Annotated in this window: 4 protein-coding genes; all 4 read left to right on the top strand. The window is 65.9% G+C overall.

Annotation, left to right across the window (positions count from 1 at the left end; all coding sequences use genetic code 11):
* The first annotated feature begins 365 nt into the window (after positions 1–365).
* Positions 366–1,871 carry an ATP-binding protein gene (locus H926_RS0108595; protein WP_022675932.1) on the top strand — a complete coding sequence of 502 codons (1,506 nt, stop codon included), beginning with the start codon at positions 366–368 and terminating at the stop codon, positions 1,869–1,871.
* Complete coding sequence (locus H926_RS0108590) at positions 1,864–2,310, top strand: response regulator (RefSeq protein ID WP_028657767.1); 447 nt, start codon at positions 1,864–1,866, stop codon at positions 2,308–2,310. Before H926_RS0108595 ends, H926_RS0108590 begins: the two co-directional genes overlap by 8 nt.
* Positions 2,307–3,422: a sensor histidine kinase gene (locus H926_RS26430; protein ID WP_051146302.1), complete on the top strand. Its 1,116-nt coding sequence runs from the start codon at positions 2,307–2,309 to the stop codon at positions 3,420–3,422. The genes H926_RS0108590 and H926_RS26430 overlap by 4 nt, the downstream gene beginning before the upstream one ends.
* Before the next feature lie 85 nt (positions 3,423–3,507).
* A partial coding sequence (locus tag H926_RS26425; RefSeq protein WP_043608694.1) for a hypothetical protein occupies positions 3,508–3,849 on the top strand: 342 nt, incomplete at its 3' end.

The following is a 3,849-nucleotide window of genomic DNA, read 5'->3' as shown; positions in this document are numbered from 1 at the left end:
GGCCAGGATCGCCGTCGCAGCGATGCCCCGCGCAGCGATGCCGCCCGGCACGACGCCGGTGGTGAAGCGGCTGCCAAGCGCCGGTTTCGCCCGCGCGGCCCGGCCACAACCGGCCAGCACCGCAACAAGGTGCGCCGCGTGGTCTGATTCAGCGGCAGCGCCGATGGCTTGAAAAAGGGGTGTGGGCCACGCGGCCTGCACCCTTTTTTCATGGCAAACCTGCGCGCCGCCGCTGCCATGCCGCGCTCGCCCCGGCGCAAAAATGCCATTGTTGGGGGACGCAGGTGGAACCAACCGGGCCGATCGGCATTCCTGTCGTGGGCGCGCGGCGCCATCTGCGATCGTGCCGCGCGGGAAGGGTTTCAATGCAAACGACGAATCTGACCGCGCTGGGCAGGGATACCCGGGTCAACCGCTTCATCCTGACACTGCTGACCATCGGTTTTGCCGCCCTGCTCGCCGGGCTCGGCGCGGCATTGTGGACGCAGCAACGCAATACCGACAGCGAGCGCTGGGTTGCCCATACGCTGGAAGTGCAGGCGCGCATCGGCGCCTTTGCCAGCAAGGCCGAGCGCATGGAAACCGCCCGGCGCGGCCGCCTACTGAGCGATGATCCCGCGTTCAATGGCCTGTTCGACGAGGCATTGGCCAGCGCGCTCGCCGATCTCGACATGGTCCAGAGCAAGACCGCAGACAATCCCGAGCAGGCCGCCAACATCCGCAGGATGCGGCAATTGCTGAGCGATTACGTCAAGGCCGAAAGGACGGAACGCAGCAGGGGCAGAAGCGCGCAGGCCGCCCTGCGCAGCGATTTCTTCCACGATCCCGTCGTTGTCCATATTCGCGAGATCCGCCAGGTGGCCGACGCCATGGCCGATGAAGAGCGCGCCCTGCTGCGCCAGCGCGAATCGCTGCAGGCGCAAAGCCTGCGCACGTTCAACATGGTGCTGGTGGCGATCGCGCTGCTGATCCTGACAGTGGCCAGCGCCACGATCCTGCTGGTCCGCCGCACCCTGCGCGATCTGCGCGCCTCGCGCCTGGAATTGAGCGCGCTCAATACCGACCTGGAACGCCTGGTCGATTCGCGCACCACCGAGCTGCAGCGCGCCAATGCCGAAATCCAGCGCTTTGCCTATATTGTCAGCCACGATCTGCGCTCTCCGCTGGTCAACGTCATGGGCTTTACCGCCGAACTGGAAGCGGCGACCGACGTGATCGCCCGCTCGCTGCACGATCCGGCACAGGCGGGCGCTGCGGTGCCCCCCCCCGCCGATGTGCTGCGCGCGGTAGAGGAAGACCTGCCCGAGGCGATCGGCTTCATCCGCAGTTCCACCCAGAAGATGGACCGGCTGATCAATGCCATCCTGCGCCTCTCGCGTGAAGGGCGCCGCACCCTGGCGCCCGAGACGCTCGATCTCACCGCGCTGGTCCGCTCGATTGCCGATACGATGCAGCACCGCCTGACCGAAACCGGCACCACGCTGACCATCGCGGCGCTGCCCGCGCTCACCAGCGATCGCACCGCGCTGGAACAGATCCTGTCCAACCTCATGGAAAACGCGCTGAAGTACCTTCAGCCCGGCCGCGCCGGTGAAATCCACATCAGCGGCAAGGCCGTGCGCGGCCGCGCCATCATCGAGGTGACGGACAACGGCCGCGGCATCGATCCTCGTGATCATGAACGCATTTTCGACCTTTTCCGCCGCTCTGGCGTGCAGGACCAGCCGGGCGAAGGCATCGGTCTTGCGCATGTTCGTGCGCTTGCCTATCGCCTTGGCGGTGTGATCGAAGTGGTTTCGGAACTGGGCAAGGGCGCCACGTTCCGCGTCAACCTGCCGATCGAATGGAAAGGCGCAGAAGCCAATGGTTAATCAACGTCCCGTCAACATCGTGATGATCGAGGACGACGAGGGTCATGCCCGTCTCATCGAGAAGAACATCCGCCGCGCCGGCATTTCCAACACGATCCATCACTTCGTCGATGGCACCTCGGCGCTGTCGTTCCTGCTCGATAGCGAGCACGGCCCCAGCCACAATGGCCCGGCGCTGGTGCTGCTCGATCTCAACCTGCCGGACATGAGCGGGATCGATATCCTCGCCCGGATCAAGCGCGATGATGGCCCGCTGCGCCGCACCCCGGTGGTCGTGCTGACCACTACCGATGACAAGGTGGAAATCCAGCGCTGCTATGACCTGGGCTGCAACGTCTACATCACCAAGCCCGTCAATTATGAAAGCTTTGCCGACGCCATCCGTCAGCTGGGCCTGTTCCTGTCGGTGATCCAGATCCCGAGTGCGGAGGAGGTCTGATCCGTCCCGCCGCGCGCATTCTCTATATCGACGACGACGAGGGGTTGCGGCGCCTCGTCGCACGTGTGCTGGCGCGCAAGGGATATGACGTAACCACCGCGGCCAGCGGCGATGAAGGCATCGCCATGACCGCAAGCCAGGCTTTCGACCTGGTAGCCGTGGACCATTACATGCCGGGTCGCGACGGCCTCTCCACGCTCGAAGGGCTGCGCGCCCTGCCCGATTGCCCGCCGATCGTCTATGTCACCGGCTCGGAAGAGAGCCGCATCGCCGTGGCCGCGCTGAAAGCCGGGGCGCAGGACTATGTCGTCAAGGCAGTGGGCGACGATTTCTTCGATCTTCTGGCGCAAAGCTTTGCCCAGGTGCTGGAAGCCACCGCCCTGCGCCAGGCCCGCGACCGCGCCGAACAGGATCTGCGCGCCAGCAACGCCCGGCTGGAAACCCTGCTGCGCGAGGTCAACCACCGCGTTGCCAACAACCTCCAGATGGTCATGGCATTCGTCTCGATGCAGGCGCGCAGCGTGGACAACGAAGCCGCGCGCGATGCGCTCTATCGCGCGCACCAGCGCATTGCCACGATCGCCCAGGTCAACCGGCGGCTTTACACGACCAATGACGTCGAATTCGTGGCGATCGACGATTATCTCGCCGCCCTGGCCAGCGACATGGGCGATGCCTGGTCGGCCCAGCGGCCGCGCACGGTGACGGTCGATGCCGATCCCGCGCGGCTGAAAACCGACCTTGCCGTCACCATTGGCCTTGCCGCCAACGAACTGGTCGGCAATGCCTGCAAATATGCCTATCCGGCCGATGCCGAAGGCGTGGTGCGCGTCACCCTGCGCCTAACGCAGCAGGTTGATGCCGAGGCGCGCCTGATGCTGTGCGTGGAAGATGATGGCTGGGGCATGCCGCCCGACGGCACCGTGCATGGCACCGGCCTTGGCACGCGGCTGATCGATGCGCTCACCCGCTCGCGCGGGGCACGCCTGGCGCACGAGGCGGTGCATCCCGGCGAGGCTATGCCCGGCACGCGCGCCTGCCTCACGCTTACCCTCAACGCTGATGATCTGTGCCCGGGCGACGACAGCGTACCGGCGGATTTCACCATCTGAACCTTGCCGTCGCGGCAGTTTGTGATATTTTTCATATCACGAATACACCATCGATCACAGCAAGCGCAAGCAACGGGGATGGGGCATGGGCAAGAAGCGCAAGCGCAACGCGGAAAAGGCGGCGGCTGACCAAGGCCTGGCGCAAGCCGTCATGGCACTGCTGGCCCAAGCCATGGCAGAGCCGGACGTAGCGCGCTGCACCCTCTCGATCGACAAGACCACCGGCCTTGCCCGCCTGGCCACGAGCGGCGCGGACGGCCGCACCGCCACGCGCGAGATCGTCGGCCCCGGCCTCGCGCTCGATACGCTGACCAACGCGCCAGACGAACAACCGGATCAATTGCCCGGCGCATTGCCAGCAACCAGCGGGCGCAGCGGTGCCCAGGCCCGGGCCGCCCGTGATGCGCAGATCGTGGCGCTCGCCGCG

It is taken from the genome of Novosphingobium sp. B-7, from assembly GCF_000410615.1.
GTDB classification, from domain to species: domain Bacteria; phylum Pseudomonadota; class Alphaproteobacteria; order Sphingomonadales; family Sphingomonadaceae; genus Novosphingobium; species Novosphingobium capsulatum.
This window is presented reverse-complemented; position numbering and strand designations above follow the sequence as displayed.